Consider the following 15493-nt stretch of genomic DNA (forward strand, 5'->3'; position numbering starts at 1 on the left):
GAGCCCAAGTTACCGGGAGGTAATCATGTCGGAGGAGCCCCGCGTCGCCATCGTCACCGGAGCCGCACGCGGCATCGGCGCGGCCACCGCTCGCCGGCTCGCCGCCGACGGCATGGCGGTCGCCGTGGTCGACATCGAGGAGTCGGCGACGAAGGAGACCGTCGACGCGATCGCCGCCGCCGGTGGCCGCGCGCTCGGCGTGACCGCCGACGTCGCCGACCGGGCCCAGGTGGAGGCCGCCGTGGAGCGGGTCGCCGCCGAGTTGGGCGCACCGACCGTGCTGGTCAACAACGCCGGCGTGCTCCGGGACAACCTGCTGTTCAAGATGAGCGACGCCGACTGGGACCTGGTGCTGGGCGTGCACCTGCGCGGCGCGTTCCTGTTCAGCCAGGCCACCCAGAAGCACATGGTCGAGCGGAAGTGGGGCCGGATCGTCAACCTCTCCAGCACGTCGGCGCTCGGCAACCGTGGCCAGGCCAACTACTCGGCGGCCAAGGCCGGCCTCCAGGGCTTCACCAAGACCCTCGCCGTCGAGCTGGGCCCCTTCGGGGTGACCGTGAACGCGGTCGCGCCCGGGTTCATCGTCACCGACATGACGGCGGCCACCGCCGCCCGGATGAAGGTCGACTTCGAGGCGCTGCAGCAGCACGCCGCCGCCGAGATCCCGGTCCGCCGCACCGGGCGGCCCGAGGACGTCGCGCACACCATCTCGTTCCTGACCAGCGAGGGGGCGTCCTTCGTCTCCGGCCAGGTCATCTACGTCGCCGGCGGCCCGAAGGACTGAACCCGGGACGTTCCGCCGGTCGGAGAACGGCCACTCCTTTCCGGAAGGAGTGGCCGTTCCGCGCGCCATGCCCGTGGTTCCGGCGCCGCCGGCGTGGGGTGTTCCGGTGCCGCCGACGCTGGGCGGGGTCAGCGGGGGCCGGTGCGGGTGCGCCAGAGCCAGTAGAGGCCCAGCAGCGGGAGGACCAGCGGGATGTAGCCGTAGCCGCTGCCGAACTGCGACCAGACCGTCTCGTCGGGAAAGAGTTCCCGGTCGACCACGCTGAGGACGCCCACCGCGACCACCCCCACCAGCTCCGCCGAGCAGCACGCCAGGGCGAGCCGCCGCCCGGCGTGACCGGCCCGGGCCAGCCCGACCGCGGCCACGATGTAGATCAGTGCGGCGGCCGCCGAGAGCAGGTAGGCCACCGGCGCCTCGTCGAACTTCGTGGCGATCTGCAGCCCGGCCCGGGAGCTCGCCGCGATCGCGAAGAGGATGTAGACGGCGATCAGCAGCCGACCGGGTCCGGCGTTGGTGGCCCGTCGCGTCGGTGCCGCCTCAACCACCGAGCACCTCCCAGGTCTGCTGGAGCCGCACGACCACCACCGGGGTGACCAGGCAGACCGCGCAGACGATCCCCGAGCCCCAGCGGGTCGGCTCCATCCGGGCCAGCACGGCCGCCAGGGGCGGCAGGCAGACCAGGGTCACCAGGTAGCCGAAGAAGGCGCCGGGCTCGCCCGGCCGCTCGCCACCGGAGAGGGCGACCAGCGCCGCCACGGCGAGCGCGAGCAGCGCCAGCTCCAACACGGCCAGGCCGATGAACTGTCCGCGGTCCGGCGGTCGGTTGCGCACCGCGAACACCAGGGCCCACAGCGCGAGTACGAGCGACAGCACGATCGACGCGGTGGCGAGGACGCCGTCCACCGGCGATCCCGCCGCGGCGGCGCCGGTCATCGGGGCCACCCGGTCCTTGGCTCGGTCACCGGCACAGCCTACTAACCGTCGTAGTAACCGCCGCTCCGCCCCGCCCGCCCGGGCCGAGCCCTGCCCGCCCGATGTGACGTGCGGCCCCGCCGCCCACACCGCCTGGGCTGGGGTACTAGCGTGGATCACGGGATCGCGGCGCCGCCGCGACGGACGACGACGGTGGGAGTTCTCGTGCTGCGGTTCGGCTTGTTCGGCACCGGTCACTGGGCGACGGAGACGCACGCGGCGGCGCTCGACACGCACCCGCGTGCCGAGTTGGCCGGGGTGTGGGGGCGTAACCCGGAGCGGGCCGCCGCGCTGGCCGAGCGGTACGGCGTACCGGCCTTCGACGACGCCGACGCGCTCATCGACGCGTGTGACGCGGTCGCCGTCGCCCTGCCGCCGGACATCCAGGCCGACATCGCCGTCCGGGCCGCCACCGCCGGCCGGCACCTGCTGCTGGACAAGCCGCTGGCGCTGACCCTCGCCGACGCCGACCGGGTCGTCGACGCCGCGCAGGGCTCCGGCGTCGCCTCGGTGGTCTTCTTCACCCAGCGCTACCAGCCGAACGTGACCGCGTTCCTCGCCGCCACCGCCGCGGCCGGCGGGTGGCAGCACGCCCGGGCGACCATGTTCGCGTCGATCTACCAGCCGGGCAGCCCGTACGCCGACTCGCAGTGGCGCATCCAGCACGGCGCGCTCTGGGACATCGGCCCGCACGCGCTCTCGATCATCCTGCCGGTGATGGGCCGGGTCACCCAGGTGGCCGCCATGAACGGCCCGAGCGGGATCGTGCACCTGCTGCTCACCCACGACGGCGGCGTCACCAGCGGCATCTCGCTGACGCTGAACGCGCCGGCCGAGGCGGTGGCCCGCGAGATCGTGTTCTACGGCGAGAACGGCATCGAGAACGCGCCGGCCCCGCAGACCGGCCCGGCGACCGCCTTCAGTGTGGCGATCGACCAGTTGCTGGAGGAGATCGAGGCGGGCACCCGGGACCACCGCTGCGACGTGCGCTTCGGCCGCGAGGTGGTCGCCATCCTGGCCGCCGCCGAGACGGCCCGCACCGAGTCCCGCACCCTCACCGTCCCCGCCTGACCCACCCCCCCCCCCCGCGCCCCCGCGCCCGCGCCTCTGCGTTGATCATGAAGTTATTGCCGGTAGCGACGGCGTGTCGCGGCAACAACTTCATGATCAACGCGGTTCGGTGCCGCGGTTCGGGGCCGTGGAACGCGGGGTGGCGGGGGTTGGCTGGGTGGAAATGGGTTGGGCGTGTTCGGCGGGCGCGGCTAGCCTGGCGGACATGTTCACGCACGCCCTGATCCAGGTGGTCGGCACGCCGGCCGCCCGGGGCCCCCTGCTGGCGTCCCGTCCGCGAGTCCGGCGTCCGGCCCTGGCCGGCCGGGACGCGACCCGCGACTGACCGCAGGCGCACACCCGCGCCATCTCCAGGGCCGTCCGAGTCCCGATCCACTCGGACAGGCCCCGCTTCGGGCTGCCTGTCCGCCCCGTCGCCGAGCGGCGACAGACAGGACGACGACACGTGGCGCCCCGCCGTACCCGAGCAACCGAACGCGACCGGTCCCGTCGCGTACTCTCCCAGAACTTCCTCGCCGACCCGGCCGCCATCGCCCGGGTCGTCCGGTCGGCCCGACCGGATCCGGACGGCCTCGTCCTGGAGGTCGGCGCCGGCCGTGGCCAACTGACCCGCCCGCTCGCCGCCGCGAGCGGTCGGCTGGTCGCGTACGAGGTCGACCCGGCGGCCGCCGCCGAACTGGCCGCGGTCTGTGCCGCGCTGCCCCACGTCCGGCACCGGCAGGCCGACTTCCTCACCGCCGAGCCGCCCGGCGAGCCGTTCGCGGTCGCCGGCAACATCCCCTGGTCGTTGACCTCGGCGGTGGTCCGCTGGTGCCTGGCCGCCCCGGGGTTGCGGGCGGCGACCCTGCTCACCCAACTGGAGTACGCCCGCCGGCGCAGCGGCGACTACGGACGGTGGACCCGGCTCACCGTGCTGACCTGGCCCGAGTTCTCCTGGCGGCTCGCCGGGCGGGTGCCCCGTACGGCCTTCCGCCCGGTGCCCCGGGTGGACGCGGGCATCCTGCGGATCGACCGGCGGCCGGAGCCGCTGCTGTCCCGGGCCGCGCTGCCCGCGTACCGGGAGATGGTGGAGCTGGGCTTCGGCGGCGCAGGCGGGTCGCTCGCGGCCTCGCTGCGGCGGCGGTATCCGTCGGCCCGGCTGTCGGCGGCGCTGCGCGCGACGCGACTGGCTTCGGAGACTCCGGTCGGGTACGTCTGGCCGGAGCAGTGGCTGGTGCTGTTCCGGCTCCTGCACGCCCGCTGATCATCCAGGCGCGCATCCCGTCACGTCGGGCGCCGGCGGGCGTCCGGTCCGTCGGGCACCGGCGCGGGCGGGCACGTCCCGCCCGCGCCGGGTCAGGCGAGTGTGCCGAGCGCCTCGTGCAGTTCGGCGGGGTTGTCGAACTGCTCCGCGGGCAGCGACCGCAACAGCTGCAACATCTCCGTGCTCGCCCCGTTCTCCTGCCCCCAGCGGACCAGGTCCTCACGGGAGACCGGGTAGTCGAGCCCGGCCAGGTACTCCTGCCACTGCACCCCGGTGACGGTCATGTCCGGCGGCTACCCGTTCCACCCGCCGGCACACCCGGCGTGTCGCGGCCGGCACGCCGACGGTTTGCCCGCCGACCCGCCGGGTAGCCGCTGGCATGCTGGTTCAGCGGCTCGGCGCGCCGAGCGACTTCGACCCCCTGCTGGAGCGCGTCCGGGACGCCCGGGTGGTGATGATCGGTGAGTCCACCCACGGCAGCTACGACTACTACCGGCTGCGGGAGCAGCTCACCCGGCGGTTGATCTCGGAGTGCGGGTTCTCGTTCGTGGCGGTCGAGGGCGACTGGCCGGACTGCGACCGGGTGCACCGGTCGGTGACCGGCGCGCCGGACGGCATCGCGGATCCCCAGGTCGCGCTGGAGCGCTTCGAGCGCTGGCCGACCTGGATGTGGGCGAACGCGGAGGTGTCCCGGTTCTGCCGTTGGCTGCGGGCCTGGAACCTGGAGCGTCCGGCGGGGGAGCGGGCCGGCTTCCACGGGCTGGACGTCTACAGCCTCTGGGAGTCGATGCAGGCGATCTTCGACTACCTGGGCGAGGAGGACCCGGCGTCGCTGGAGGTCGCCCAGGACGCGTACTGCTGCTTCGAGCCGTACGGCAAGCGGGTCGAGGAGTACGGCGCGGCGAGCCGCTTCGTCTCCGCCCGGTGTGAGGAGGAGGTGGTCCGGCTGCTGGCCCGGACCCGGGAACAGGCCCTCTCCGACGGCCCGGACCGCTTCTCGGCCTGGCAGAACGCGGAGGTGGTGGCCGGCGCGGAGCGGTACTACCGGGCGATGGTGGCCGGCGGCCCGGACTCCTGGAACATCCGGGACACCCACATGCAGGACACGCTGGACCGGCTGCTCGACCGGTACGGCCCGGACGCGCGGGGTGTGGTGTGGGCGCACAACACCCACGTGGGCGACGCGCGGGCCACCGACATGGCCGCCGACGGGATGATCAACATTGGTCAGCTGACCCGGGAACGGCACGGGGCGGACGCGGTGGCCCTGGTGGGCTTCGGCTGCTACCGCGGGACCGCGGTCGCCGCGCCGCGTTGGGGATCGCCGGCCGAGGCGATGGTGATTCCTCCCGCCCGGCCGGGATCCATCGAGCGGCGGCTGCACGAGTTGATGCCGGAGCGGGCGGTGCTGGTCTTCGGCGGCGACGACCAGCCGGGGTGGGTCAGCGACACCATCGACCACCGGGCGATCGGGGTGGTCTACGACCCGACGTTCGAGTCCTGGGGCAACTACGTGCCGACTCGCCTGGGGGAGCGGTACGACGCGTTCATCTGGTGTGACGAGACCACCGCCCTGCACCCCCTGCCGGCCTACTCGACCACCGGCGAGATGGAGACCTACCCGGCGGGCGTGTGAGCCCGCGACCGTCGCCCGCGATCATGCAGTTGTGGTGCCAGGCTTGTCCGGCTGTGCCGGATTCGTGAGGCACCACAACTGCATGATCGACGCGGGAGAGGGCTAGACCGGCGTCGGGGTGCGGTCGGCCAGGTGGGCCCGCAGGCCCTCGCCCTCGATGTCGACGTTGGGCAGGGCCCGGTCGAGCCAGCGCGGGAGCCACCAGGCGCGGGAGCCGAGCAGGGACATCACCGCCGGCACGATGGTCATCCGGACCACGAAGGCGTCGATCGCCACACCGATGGCGAGCGCGAAGCCGATCGACTTGATCACCGGGTCGTGCAGGAAGAAGACGAAGCCGCCGAAGACCGAGATCATGATCAGCGCGGCCGCCGTCACCACCCGTGCCCCGTGACCCATGCCGTTGATGGTCGCCTGCCGGGCCGTGTCGCCGTGCACGAAGTCCTCCCGCATCCGGGAGACCAGGAAGACCTCGTAGTCCATGGCCAGGCCGAACAGGATGCCGATCAGCAGGATCGGCAGGAAGCTGATCAGCGGACCCGGCGTGTCCAGGCCGACCAGGTCGGCCAGGTGACCCTGCTGGAACACGGCCACCGTGATGCCGAAGGTCGCCGCGACGGTGAGCAGGAAGCCCAACGCCGCCTTGACCGGCACCAGCAGCGAGCGGAACACCAGCATCAGCAGCAGCACCGAGAGCCCGACCACCAGCAGCAGGTAGACCGGCAGCGCGTCGGCGAGCTTCTCCGAGACGTCGATGCCGACGGCGGTCACGCCGGTCAGCAGGACGTCGGCGTCCCGGATGCCACCCACCGAGTCCCGGATGTCGTGCACCAGCGTCTCGGTGTCGGCGTCGGTGGGTCCGGTCTTCGAGATGACGTCGAGCAGGGCGGTCCGGCCGTCCGGGCTGAGCTGCGGCGGCGACACAGCGAGCACGTTGTCGGTGCGCTGGACCAGCGCGGTCACCTGCGGCACGGCGGCCGCGGTGGCCTGCGGGCTGTCGCCGGCCACGACGACGGCGAGCCGCCCGGTGAAGCCCGGCCCGAAGCCCTCGGTGATCAGGTCGTTCGACATGCGGGCCGCGGAGCCGGCCGGCGCGGTGCCGGCGTCCGGCAGGGCCAGCCGCATGTCCGGCGCGGGCACCGCGAGCAGCCCCAGGCCGAGCAGACCGACCAGGATCACCGGTACGCGGAACCGCGTGATCAGCCGGGCCCAGCGGAAGCCGAAGCCGGAGCGGTCCTCGGCGGGAGCGGCCTCCCCGGCGGTGTCGCCGGCCGGCCCGTCCGCGTCCGGCGCGTCCGCAACGGCCGAGCGCAGCCGGCGGGGCAGCACCTTCCGGCCGGCGAAGCCGAGCAGCGCCGGCTGGAGCGTGAGCGCCACGAGCACCGCCACGGTGACCGTGCCCGCCGCGGCCAGACCCATCACGGTCAGGAACGGGATGTCCACCACGGCGAGCCCGGCCAGGGCGATGACCACCGTGGCCCCGGCGAAGAGGACGGCGGAGCCGGCCGTGCCCACGGCCCGGCCGACCGCCTCGTCCGGCGGCAGCCCCTCCAGCAGGTTCTGCCGGTGCCGCGAGGTGATGAAGAGCGAGTAGTCGATGCCGACCGCCAGACCCAGCATCAGCGCGAGGATCGGCGCGGTGCTGGTCAGCTCGACGACGCTGCTGAGCGCGAAGAGGCCGGCCATGCCGACGCCGACGCCGATCAGCGCGTTGAGCATGGTCATGCCGGCGGCCACCAGCGAGCCGAACGTGATGACCAGGACGACCGCCGCCACGAGTACGCCGATCGCCTCGGTCGAGCCGACCTCGGGCTCCGCGTTGAGCACCTCGCCACCGGAGGCCACCTGCCAACCCTGCGCCTCGGCCGCCGCGCCGACCCGTTCGTACGCGGCCCGCTGGGTGTCGTCCACCTCGTCCGAGCCGGTGGCGAACTGGACCTGCACCAGGGCGTACCGGCCGTCGGGGGAGACCGCGCCCACGGTGAACGGGTCGACCGCGCCGACCACGCCGGGCAGCGTCCCGGCCTCCTGGACGATTTCCTTGACCACGGCCTGGCCCTGCGGGGTGGCCAGTTGGCCGTCCGCGGGGGCCTTCACCGCGATGGTGCCGGTGGCGCCGCTGGCCGCCGGGAACTGCTCGGCGAGCAGGTCGAGCGCGCGCTGGGACTCCGTGCCGGGCATGGTGAAGTTGCTCGCCGTCGGGCCGCGCAGGGTCGCCGCGGCCAGTCCGAGACCGACGAGTACGACGAGCCAGATCGCGACGACGAGTCGACGCCGGCGCAACGCGCCCCGGCCGAGCCGGTAGAGCAGGGTCGCCATCAGGTTTCCTTGTCCTGGGTCGGGGATGGGTCAGGGACGGGTTCGAGAGCCCGCCGGACGAGGGCGAGCAGGGCCGGTCGCAACTCTTCGTCGGGCACGTCGACGAACTCGGCGCAGCCCTCGGAGATGCCGGCGAGCACGACCAGTGCCGCGATCCGGGCGGCGGTCCAGTCGGTGTGCCCGGCGAGGGCGTCCAGCAGCCGTTCCGAGATCCGCTGGATGTGTGCGAAGGCGGGCTGTTGCAGCAGTTCGGGGAACTCGCCGCGGAGCAGTGCGATCTCGCGCCGGAAGCGCACCGCGAGGTCGACGAACCCCTCGGCCGCGACCCGCTGCGCCTCGGCGCCGGTCAGCTGGGCGAGCCGGTCGTCGAGCGCCTGGAGCACCGTGATCGCCGGGGCCATCAGCTCGGTGAGCAGCGCCTCCTTGTTGGCGAAGTGGTACAGCACGGTGGCCTTCGAGCAGCCGACCTCGGTGGCGATGTCCTGCAGCGACGTGCCCCGGTAGCCGGTGGCCCCGAACAGTCGTGCCGCCGCCGCCAGGATCTCCCCGCGTGTCTCCGGTTCCGCCCGTCGCATGTGCCGGTCACCTCCCGCTGACCAGCATGCCTGACCGATCGGTCAGAGCCTGACCGATCGGTCAGACGAAATTCGTGGGGTTCCCCACAGCCGATCGGGGTTTACGTCGCGGACCGTGGGCCGGGCCGCGGGTTCGCGTCCGGGAGCGCGGGTCAGGACGTGCCGTGGGCCTGGTCGTACGCGGCCCGGGCGGCGGCGATGGTGTTGCGGTGCCGCTCCGCCCAACTGGTGAGGGCGACGAGCGACTCGTAGAGCTCCAGGGCGATCGGCGTGGCGGTGTACTCGACCTTCGGCGGCACGGTCGGGTACACCGTTCGGTCCAGCAGGCCGTCGCGTTCCAGGTTGCGCAGGGTCAGGGTGAGCATGCGGCGGCTGATCCCCTCGATGTGCCGCTCCAGCTCGGTGAAGCGCACCGGGCCCTGGGAGGCGGCCACCAGGATGCCGATGCTCCATTTCCCGCCCACCCGGTCGAGCACCTCGCGGACCGTGCAGGCCTTGGCCTGCCCGGGGGTGAAGGGCAGGTCGTTCGCGGCGGCGCAGTCCGTCAGCGCGTCGAGACCCGCGGTCACATCGCTGTTCCCCTGGGACATCAAAGTGCCTCCTTCCGCTCCGCCTCATGGTCACAGACGATGGCGTCGGTAACAAACCGTGCACCAAGGAGGCGTACCCATGACGGCCCGTACCGACCACGCGCGCTGGCCGGCCCTGCTGGTGCTCTGCGCCGGCAGTCTGATGATCATCCTGGACGGGAACATCGTGGCGGTCGCGCTGCCCGCGATCCAACGCGACCTGGGCTTCACGGCCACCGGGCTGGCCTGGGTGGTCAACGCGTACCTGGTGGCCTTCGGCGGGCTGCTGCTGCTCGCCGGCCGCCTGGGCGACCTGCTCGGCCGGCGGCAGGTCTTCCTCGCCGGGGTCGCGCTGTTCACGCTCGCGTCGCTGCTTTGCGCCGTCGCCACCGGCCCGGCGGTGCTGGTCGGCGCCCGGTTCCTCCAGGGCGTCGGCGGTGCGCTGACCATGGCGGTCAGCCTCGGCATGATCGTCCGGCTCCACCCGGAGCCGGCCGAACGGGCGCGGGCCATCGCGATCTTCAGCTTCACCGGCGCCGCCGGCGCGTCGATCGGCACCCTCGCCGGGGGCGTCCTCACCGACCTCGCCGGGTGGCGGTCGATCTTCCTGATCAACCTGCCGATCGGGTTGGTGATCGTGCTCGCCGCCGTACGCCAACTCGCCGCCGACCGGGGCGTCGGCCTGCGGGCCGGCCTGGACCTGCTCGGCGCGGTGCTCGCCACGGCCGGCCTGATGGCGGCGGTGCTGGCGATCGTCGGGACCGGGGAGCACGGGTGGACCTCGGCCCGCACGGTCGGCGCGGCCGCCGTCGCGGCCGTCCTGCTCGGCGCGTTCGCGCTGCGCCAGCGGGCCGCGGCCGTCCCGCTGCTCCCGCCCCGGGTGCTGCGTACACCCGACCTGGTCGCCGCCAACGCCGTCCAGTTCCTCGCGGTCGCCGCCTTCTTCGGCTTCCAGTTCCTGCTCGCGCTGGAGCTTCAGCTGGTGCTCGGGCTCGACGCGGCGGCGACCGGTTGGGCGTTCCTGCCCACCCCGGTGGTGATCGCGGTCGTCTCGCTCGGCCTCGCCGGCCGGCTCATCGCCCGGTACGGAGCTCGCGGCGTGCTGCTGGCCGGCCTCGCCCTCGCGGTGGTCGGCTTCCTGCTGCTCGCCCGGCTGCCGGCCGACGGCGGGTACCTGGCCGACGTGTTCCCCGCGATGCTGGTGTTCGGGGTGGCCGGCGGCCTGATCCTGACGGCGGTGACCACGCTGGCGATGGCCGGCGCCGGGGAGGCCGACGCCGGTCTCGCCTCGGGGCTGGCCAACACCACCCAGCAGATCGGCGGGGCGTTCGGGCTCGCGGCTCTCGCCACGCTGGCCGCCGGCCGTGCCGCGAACCTGCGCGGCCAGGGGTGGGACGAGGTGGCGGCGCTCGCCGCCGGCTACCGGACCGCGTTCGCCGTGGCCGCCGGCCTGGTGACCGTCGCGCTGCTGGTCGCCGCGGTGACCCTGCGCCGGCCTGCCGCTCAGGACGGGCCACGGGCGCGGCGGAGAGCCCGGGCGAGGGCGTCGAGCGCCGCGGGGTAGGCGTGCGCGGGCGGGGTGGCGTAGCCGACGACGAGGCCGGCGGGCCGCCCGGCCGGCCGGTGCCAGTGCGGGGCGAGCCCGGTCAGGGCCACCCCGTACCGGCCGGCGGCGGCCAGGACCGCCGCCTCCGCCGGACCGTCGGCGGGCAGGTGCAGCAGGGCGTGCAGGCCGGCCGCCACGCCGCCCACCGGATACCGGTCGCCGGTCCCGGCGACCAGGCGGTCCAGCAGCAGGTCCCGCCGCTGCCGGTAGCGGCGGCGGACCGCGCGTACCTGCCGGTCGTAGCCGTGGCTGGTGATCAGGTCGGCGAGGGCGAGCTGCCCGATGGTCTCCGAGTGCACGTCGAGGTGCCGCTTCGCCTCGATCACCGGCTCCACCAGCCGGGCGGGGAGCACCAGCCAGGCCAACCGCAGCGCCGGGCCGAGCGTCTTGGCCGCGGTACCGACGTACGCCACCTGGTCCGGTGCGGTGCCCTGGACCGCGCCGACCGGCTGCCGGTCGTAGCGGAACTCGCCGTCGTAGTCGTCCTCGATCACGAGGGCGTCCCGGGCCCGGGCCCACGTGGTCAACGCGTGCCGGCGCCGCGGGTGCAGGGTCACCCCGGTCGGGTACTGGTGCGCCGGGGTGACCACCGCCGCGGCGACCCCGGCGAGCGCGCCGGCCCCGAGCAGGTCGGTACGGGCGCCGCGGTCGTCCACCGGCAGGGGGACCACCGCGCCGCCGTGACGGTGGACCACGTCGCGGTGGAACGCCAGCCCTGGGTCCTCCATCGCGAACACCGGCCGGCCGGCGTCGCGCAGCACCCCGGCCAACAGGCCGAGCGCCTGCACGTATCCGGTGGTGAGCACGATCCGGTCGGGGTCGGCGAGCACGCCGCGGGCCCGGCCCAGGTAACCGGCGAGCGCGCTCCGCAGCTCGATCCGGCCGCGCGGATCGCCGTAGCCGTACACCGAGGCCGGCGCGGCGGCCAGCGCCCGCCGGGTGGCCCGCAGCCAGGCGGCGACCGGGAAGGCGCCCAGGTCGGGGCTGCCCGGGCGCAGGTCGTACCGGGGCGTGGCCGGGCCGGGCGCGGGGGCGGCCGGTGGCGCGGCGGCGACGGGCAGCGCGCTCACCGCGGTGCCGGAGCCGACGCGCGCGGTCAGCCAGCCCTCGGCGACCAGCTGGTCGTACGCGGCGCTCACCGTGCCCCGGGAGAGCCCGAGCTCGGCGGCGAGGGCCCGGGTGGCGGGCAGCCGGGCGCCGGGCGCCAGCCGGCCGTCCCGGATCGCGTCGCGCAGCGACCGCTCCAGCGCCACCCGCCGGCCACCCGTCGTGTCCAGATCGAGGTGCAGGTCAACCCCGAAAGCGGCCCAGTCCATCGGCACGGAATTGGAGCTTAGAGTGGGCCGCCGACGCCCGGAGAATCGGCGCATGATCGCCACCCTCGCCGACCGGGCGGCCGCGCTGCGCGCGCTGCACCGGCCGGGTGACCCGCTGGTCCTGCCGAACGTCTGGGACGCCGGCTCCGCGCGGGCGGTCGCCGAGGCCGGCTTCCCGGCCGTCGCGACCAGCAGCGCCGCCGTCGCGGAGACGCTCGGCCACCGTGACGGCGAGGCCACCCCGCCGGAGGAGATGTTCGCGGCGGTGACCCGCGTCGCCCGCGCGGTCGCCGTCCCGGTCACCGCCGACCTCGAGCGGGGGTACGGGCTGCGCCCGGGTGACCTGGTCGAGCGGCTGCTCGCCGCCGGCGCGGTGGGGCTCAACCTGGAGGACTCCGACCCGGCGACCGGCCGGCTGGTCGACGTCGAGGAGCAGGCCGATCTCCTCGCGGCGGTCCACTCGGCGGGCCGGGCCGCGGGGGTGGAGGTGGTGCTCAACGCCCGGCTGGACGTCTTCCTGGGCCCGGTCGGCGAGCCGGCGGCCCGGCTGGCGGAGGCGGTCCGTCGGGCCCGGCGCTACCGGGCGGCCGGCGCCGACTGCGTGTACCCGATCGGGCTCACCGAGCCGGCCTCCGTACGCGCGCTGGTCGAGGCGACGGACGGCCGGGTGAACCTGCTGGCCCGGCCCGGCGGGCCCGGCCCGGCCGAGTGGGCCGCCCTGGGGGTGGCCCGGGTCAGCTACGGCCACCATCTGTACGCGGCCGCCCGTGCGCGGACCGCCGAGCAGGTGGCCGCGATCCGGGCCGGCGCCGACGCGTTCGCGTGACCCCGGCCGCGTTCGCCGGGCCGGCGTGCCCGTCCGTACGGCCTGCCCGCCGTCTTCGCGTGCCGTGCTCCGCCGCGTCCGGTTGACCATCGGCCGTCGGGCCGGGAAGGTGGGCGGATGGGCGGGGCGGAGGAAACCCGGGACGGCGTGTCACTGACCAATCTCGACCAGGTGCTCTTCGAGGGCGCCGGGGCCACCAAGCGTGACCTGGTGGACTACCTCGACGCCGTTCGGGACCGGATCCTCCCGCCGCTGCGGGACCGACCGCTGTCGGTGATCCGGGCGCTGCGCGGGCAGCCGCCGTTCATGCAGAAGAACCTGCCGAAGTACACCCCGGAGTGGGTGCGCCGGGTGCCGGTCTGGGCCGAGGCGTCGCACCGGGAGGTGTCGTACGCGCTCTGCGACGACCGCCGCACGCTGCTCTGGTTCGCCAACCAGCGGGCCATCGAGTACCACCCGACCCTCGCCCGCGCCGACGACCTGGGCCGACCCACCCACCTGGTGCTCGACCTCGACCCGCCGGAGGGGGACTCGTTCCCCGCGGCGGTGGCCGCCGCGCTGCTGGTGCGGCAGGCGCTGGCCGACTCCGGCCTGGCCGGCGCGGTGAAGACCAGCGGCGCCAAGGGCGTGCACGTGTTCGTGCCGGTCGCCGAGGGCGCCGACGCGGAGGAGATGGCCGCCGCCACCCGGGCTGTCGCGGCCCGCGCCGAGCGGCTGGACCCGGCGCTCGCCACCACCGCCTTCATCCGCGAGGACCGGGGCGGCCGGGTCTTCGTCGACTCCACCCGGGCGGGTGGGGCGACCGTGGTGGCCGCGTACAGCCCGCGACTGCGGCCCGGGCTGCCGGTCTCCTTCCCCGTCGACTGGGCCGACCTGACCGACGTGCGCCCCGCCGACTTCACCGTGCACAGTGTCCCCGACCTGGTCGCCGCGCACGATCCCTGGCTCGGGCTGATGCCCGCGCCGCAGCGGCTCCCGGCCGACCTGGTCGAAGAGGGGCGGACCATCCCGGTGGCTCGGGTGCAGGCGATGCACGAGGGCAAGCGCCGGGCCCGCGCCCGCCGCCAGGCCGGCTGAGCGGGACTGCCGACGGCCGACACGCGGCGAAGCCCAGGCCGCAGGCCTGGGCTTCGGTGTCCTTCTGGGCCCGAAAACGGTTCAGCGCTGCGCGTTCCGCGCCATCCAGAACAGGACGAGCGCCACGATGACGATGATCAGAAAGACGCACGCTATCCCCCCGGTGATGCCCATATCGGGAAATTACCGTGTAGTGCACGTGGGGGACCCGGTTTCGAGGATGCTCGATCAGCTGGGCGGCGGCGCGGCCCGCAGGCGGCGCGTCGAGCGAGCGTGCGGCCACGACCGATCGGTGCCGAACCTTCGACACGCATGTGGCACGGCCCGCCGCCACGAGCCGGCGACGGCCGGAGACATGACTAAGGCCCCTGACCGGGTTCTGCCTGGTCAGGGGCCTTTCGCGCTGGTCGTGAGTGGTGCCCCCGGCAGGATTCGAACCTGCGCTCCCGCCTCCGGAGGGCGGTGCTCTATCCCCTGAGCTACGGGGGCTCAGCGACTGGAGAAGACTAGCAAACGTCCTCCGGGAACGCCGAATCGGTATCGCGCGTCGCCGTTCGGCCTGATCGTGACGGTCCAGGGACTCGCGACGCCGTTCCAGCCGCCGCTCGACCACCAACCTGCTTGGCGCGCCGGGGTGCCGGGCACCCCGGCGCGTCGGGTGGGGCCCGGTCGACGCCTCGGTGGCGGGCAGTCAGGCGGCGACGGCGCGGCCGCAGCTGGGCAGCGGGTGGAGCACGATGCGGCGGGGCAGCCGGCGCGGCCACTCGTTGCGGGCCCACGAGCCGTCCACGATCAGGTGCACCGTGCGCTGCTCCTCGCCGCTGAGTCGGAGCACGAAGTCGCGCGGGAGCGGCGGGTCGACGTTCGGCGTGGTGATCATGAAGCGCACCCGGCCACGGGACGACACGGCGGAGATCACGTCGGCCGCCGGCATGGTGCCGCGCAGCCGTACCCGGCCGATCCAGTAGACCTCGGCGAGGTGCTCCTCTGCCGCGCGGGTGATGGCCGGATACTCGCTGCGCACCCAGCGTTCGACCGCGCCGACGCAGAGCCCGCATGCACGTTCGCGGGGCTCCCGCGGACCCAACCCCCAGGCCCGCAGGTAGGCCCCGACCGCGCCGGCGTCCATCGGCAGGTCGAAGCGGCGCTGGATGAGCGCGGTGAGGCTCTGCCGCGTCCACAGCTCCTCGTCCAGGTCGAACTCGTCGGGGTGGACGCCCCGCAGGGCGTCGATCAGTTCGAGTTCCTGTTCGCGGCTGAGCAATCCCGACTCGCCCTGCCGCTGTCCGCGACGGACGGCTGCCACCGCCCCGTCACCGCCGATGGTGTGGCGCCGGCACCAACTGGTGACCGAACGCCGTGCGTCTCTGAGTGCAACCCCCACGTCCTGCGCAACGAGCCCGAATCGCATCTGGTCACGATATGTGTGGAGAAAACTCCCCAAGCAGCTCAATAGGTCACACCGCCCAAACCACCCAAACCGCCGAGACGGTACCCGG

The 15493-nt window shown here is 74.3% G+C and carries 15 protein-coding genes and 1 tRNA gene; 7 read left to right on the plus strand and 9 right to left on the minus strand.

Annotation, left to right across the window (positions count from 1 at the left end):
* The first annotated feature begins 25 nt into the window (after window positions 1-25).
* On the plus strand, window positions 26-784 hold the full coding sequence (gene fabG / locus O7603_RS26605) for a 3-oxoacyl-ACP reductase FabG (RefSeq protein WP_281572479.1): 759 nt from the start codon (window positions 26-28) through the stop codon (window positions 782-784).
* A 128-nt stretch (window positions 785-912) separates the two neighbouring features.
* On the opposite strand, the gene O7603_RS26610 is transcribed toward fabG, so the two are convergent.
* The gene (locus tag O7603_RS26610) at window positions 913-1329 is read right to left on the minus strand and encodes a hypothetical protein (RefSeq protein ID WP_281572480.1); all 417 of its coding nucleotides are present in this window, start codon (window positions 1327-1329) and stop codon (window positions 913-915) included.
* Window positions 1322-1717: a hypothetical protein gene (locus O7603_RS26615; RefSeq protein ID WP_281572481.1), complete on the minus strand. Its 396-nt coding sequence runs from the start codon at window positions 1715-1717 to the stop codon at window positions 1322-1324. Before O7603_RS26615 ends, O7603_RS26610 begins: the two co-directional genes overlap by 8 nt.
* A 204-nt stretch (window positions 1718-1921) precedes the next feature.
* On the opposite strand from O7603_RS26615, the gene O7603_RS26620 reads away from it, so the two are divergent.
* Both O7603_RS26620 and erm read left to right on the plus strand, forming a co-directional pair.
* Window positions 1922-2827 carry a Gfo/Idh/MocA family oxidoreductase gene (locus O7603_RS26620; RefSeq protein WP_281576819.1) on the plus strand — a complete coding sequence of 302 codons (906 nt, stop codon included), beginning with the start codon at window positions 1922-1924 and terminating at the stop codon, window positions 2825-2827.
* Between the two features lie 445 nt (window positions 2828-3272).
* Window positions 3273-4070, plus strand: coding sequence for an ErmE/ErmH/ErmO/ErmR family 23S rRNA (adenine(2058)-N(6))-methyltransferase (gene erm, locus O7603_RS26625; RefSeq protein WP_281572482.1), 798 nt, complete (start codon window positions 3273-3275; stop codon window positions 4068-4070).
* A 92-nt stretch (window positions 4071-4162) separates the two neighbouring features.
* Here the strand turns inward: erm and O7603_RS26630 are convergent, their stop codons facing one another.
* Window positions 4163-4354: a DUF2795 domain-containing protein gene (locus O7603_RS26630; RefSeq protein WP_281572483.1), complete on the minus strand. Its 192-nt coding sequence runs from the start codon at window positions 4352-4354 to the stop codon at window positions 4163-4165.
* A gap of 95 nt (window positions 4355-4449) precedes the next feature.
* On the opposite strand from O7603_RS26630, the gene O7603_RS26635 reads away from it, so the two are divergent.
* The gene (locus tag O7603_RS26635; RefSeq protein ID WP_281572484.1) at window positions 4450-5706 is read left to right on the plus strand and encodes an erythromycin esterase family protein; all 1257 of its coding nucleotides are present in this window, start codon (window positions 4450-4452) and stop codon (window positions 5704-5706) included.
* A gap of 102 nt (window positions 5707-5808) precedes the next feature.
* Here the strand turns inward: O7603_RS26635 and O7603_RS26640 are convergent, their stop codons facing one another.
* From O7603_RS26640 to O7603_RS26650, 3 genes are all read right to left on the minus strand, one after another.
* On the minus strand, window positions 5809-8025 hold the full coding sequence (locus O7603_RS26640; protein WP_281572485.1) for an MMPL family transporter: 2217 nt from the start codon (window positions 8023-8025) through the stop codon (window positions 5809-5811).
* A complete protein-coding gene (locus O7603_RS26645; RefSeq protein WP_281572486.1) occupies window positions 8025-8600 on the minus strand; it encodes a TetR/AcrR family transcriptional regulator in 576 nt (191 codons plus the stop codon). Before O7603_RS26645 ends, O7603_RS26640 begins: the two co-directional genes overlap by 1 nt.
* 152 nt (window positions 8601-8752) lie before the next feature.
* The gene (locus tag O7603_RS26650; protein ID WP_281572487.1) at window positions 8753-9193 is read right to left on the minus strand and encodes a helix-turn-helix domain-containing protein; all 441 of its coding nucleotides are present in this window, start codon (window positions 9191-9193) and stop codon (window positions 8753-8755) included.
* A 76-nt stretch (window positions 9194-9269) separates the two neighbouring features.
* Between O7603_RS26650 and O7603_RS26655 the strand changes: the two genes are divergently transcribed.
* The gene (locus tag O7603_RS26655) at window positions 9270-10733 is read left to right on the plus strand and encodes an MFS transporter (protein ID WP_281572488.1); all 1464 of its coding nucleotides are present in this window, start codon (window positions 9270-9272) and stop codon (window positions 10731-10733) included.
* Here the strand turns inward: O7603_RS26655 and O7603_RS26660 are convergent.
* Window positions 10673-12091 (minus strand): PLP-dependent aminotransferase family protein, encoded by a 1419-nt coding sequence (locus O7603_RS26660; RefSeq protein ID WP_281576820.1) that lies wholly within the window; start codon window positions 12089-12091, stop codon window positions 10673-10675. The genes O7603_RS26655 and O7603_RS26660 overlap by 61 nt on opposite strands.
* Window positions 12092-12143: 52 nt before the next feature.
* Here O7603_RS26660 and O7603_RS26665 point away from each other — a divergent pair, with 52 nt between their 5' ends.
* Both O7603_RS26665 and ligD read left to right on the plus strand, forming a co-directional pair.
* Window positions 12144-12917, plus strand: coding sequence for an isocitrate lyase/phosphoenolpyruvate mutase family protein (locus tag O7603_RS26665; RefSeq protein ID WP_281572489.1), 774 nt, complete (start codon window positions 12144-12146; stop codon window positions 12915-12917).
* 117 nt (window positions 12918-13034) lie between these two features.
* The gene (ligD, locus tag O7603_RS26670) at window positions 13035-13994 is read left to right on the plus strand and encodes a non-homologous end-joining DNA ligase (protein ID WP_281572490.1); all 960 of its coding nucleotides are present in this window, start codon (window positions 13035-13037) and stop codon (window positions 13992-13994) included.
* Window positions 13995-14408: 414 nt separating this feature from the next.
* Here the strand turns inward: ligD and O7603_RS26675 are convergent.
* Window positions 14409-14483: transfer RNA gene (locus tag O7603_RS26675), tRNA-Arg, on the minus strand.
* A gap of 202 nt (window positions 14484-14685) precedes the next feature.
* Window positions 14686-15378 carry a winged helix-turn-helix domain-containing protein gene (locus O7603_RS26680; protein ID WP_281576821.1) on the minus strand — a complete coding sequence of 231 codons (693 nt, stop codon included), beginning with the start codon at window positions 15376-15378 and terminating at the stop codon, window positions 14686-14688.
* Between the last annotated feature and the right edge of the window lie 115 nt (window positions 15379-15493).

Source organism: Micromonospora sp. WMMD812 (genome assembly GCF_027497215.1).
In the GTDB taxonomy this organism is placed as follows: Bacteria; Actinomycetota; Actinomycetes; order Mycobacteriales; family Micromonosporaceae; genus Micromonospora.

Bases quoted from the DNA above. Each gene is read 5' to 3' on its own strand.
- O7603_RS26630 (WP_281572483.1), bottom strand. From the start codon at position 4,354: ATGACCGTCACCGGGGTGCAGTGGCAGGAGTACCTGGCCGGGCTCGAC.
- O7603_RS26635 (WP_281572484.1), top strand. From the start codon at position 4,450: ATGCTGGTTCAGCGGCTCGGCGCGCCGAGCGACTTCGACCCCCTGCTG.
- O7603_RS26645 (WP_281572486.1), bottom strand. From the start codon at position 8,600: ATGCGACGGGCGGAACCGGAGACACGCGGGGAGATCCTGGCGGCGGCG.
- fabG (WP_281572479.1), top strand. From the start codon at position 26: ATGTCGGAGGAGCCCCGCGTCGCCATCGTCACCGGAGCCGCACGCGGC.
- O7603_RS26665 (WP_281572489.1), top strand. From the start codon at position 12,144: ATGATCGCCACCCTCGCCGACCGGGCGGCCGCGCTGCGCGCGCTGCAC.
- O7603_RS26660 (WP_281576820.1), bottom strand. From the start codon at position 12,091: ATGGACTGGGCCGCTTTCGGGGTTGACCTGCACCTCGATCTGGACACG.
- O7603_RS26640 (WP_281572485.1), bottom strand. From the start codon at position 8,025: ATGGCGACCCTGCTCTACCGGCTCGGCCGGGGCGCGTTGCGCCGGCGT.
- O7603_RS26615 (WP_281572481.1), bottom strand. From the start codon at position 1,717: ATGACCGGCGCCGCCGCGGCGGGATCGCCGGTGGACGGCGTCCTCGCC.
- O7603_RS26655 (WP_281572488.1), top strand. From the start codon at position 9,270: ATGACGGCCCGTACCGACCACGCGCGCTGGCCGGCCCTGCTGGTGCTC.
- ligD (WP_281572490.1), top strand. From the start codon at position 13,035: ATGGGCGGGGCGGAGGAAACCCGGGACGGCGTGTCACTGACCAATCTC.